At 69.3% G+C, this 1123-nt stretch carries 1 protein-coding gene; it reads right to left on the bottom strand.

All coding sequences use genetic code 11. The features are described 5' to 3' along the window. Positions 1-629 precede the first annotated feature (629 nt). The coding region (locus tag ACZ5CR_RS46695; protein ID WP_468870130.1) for a trehalose-6-phosphate synthase at positions 630-1123 on the bottom strand (494 nt) is incomplete at its 5' end.

Below are 1123 nucleotides of genomic sequence, written 5' to 3'. Positions count from 1 at the left end.
CCCGCCCGGCCTCCCAGTCCGCGACCGCCTGCGCGTGCCGCTGCTCGAGAACGGCCAGGCGCCGGGACTTGGCGTGCCACTCCCGCTGGGATCGATAGCCGCCCGGCACCCGTCTCGTACCCTTCGAACCCAGCGGTTGGGCCAGGCGATGGCGCAGCATCGCGAGGCCTGATCGCAACGATGCGATATGCGCCGACAGAGACCGCCGGGCCAGCGCCCACTGAGCATGGCTGGCCTTCGTGATTGCCCCCGCCCACCGCGAGGAGCACTTCGGTGTCAACGCGCGCTTGCGTACCGCCCAAGCGCCCGCGTCATGCCCCACTCCTGCTGCACACCGGGCCTTCAGATCCCTGGACGCCAACGACCCTAGATGTAGCCCGACTTCACGCAGCACCGCCTCATCGGCTGGTTCAAGAGTCCTCAGCCGGGTACGGATCGCTACCCCGTCCGCAACAGGCGTGACAAACGGTGCAGCCAGTGCCCGCAGCCGATCAGCCCCACTGCCCACACCCTCGGCCGCCATGCCCCGCCTCCCCGTCATGGCAACGAGCCGTGCTTGCGCAAGTCACTCATTCGGCCGAAGAAAGTCTGTTCCCAGCCGTGAGGTGGCGGTTCTTGCCGGGCCTCGGCTACTGGTCCAACGCCCGCAGCTGGTCCAGGAACCACTGGGCCGGGGGCAACGCCGTAGCCGCCGCAGCGAGCCGCTTCGTACGCTCGGCGCGCTCGCCGACCGGCATCGTCAGCGCCGCGTGCAGCGCGGAAGCCGTGCCCGTCACGTCGTACGGGTTGACGACGAGAGCATCCTCGCCCAACTCCTCGTACGCCCCCGCCTCCCGCGAAAGCACCAGCACGCACCCCTCGTCGGAGACGACAGGCACCTCCTTGGCCACGAGGTTCATCCCGTCCCGGATGGGGTTCACCAGAGCCACGTCCGCCAAGCGGTACGCCGCAAGCGACCGCGCGAAGTCGTCCTTCACGTGGAGCACGACCGGGGTCCAACCCTCCACCCCGTACTCGGAGTTGATTGCGTCGGCCACCCGCTGCACCTCCGCCGTGTACTCGCGGTACACCGCCAGGTCCTGCCGCGACGGATACGCGAACGCGACATGCACCACCCGCTCCC

Source organism: Streptomyces sp. NPDC031274, from assembly GCF_055570235.1.
This window is presented reverse-complemented; position numbering and strand designations above follow the sequence as displayed.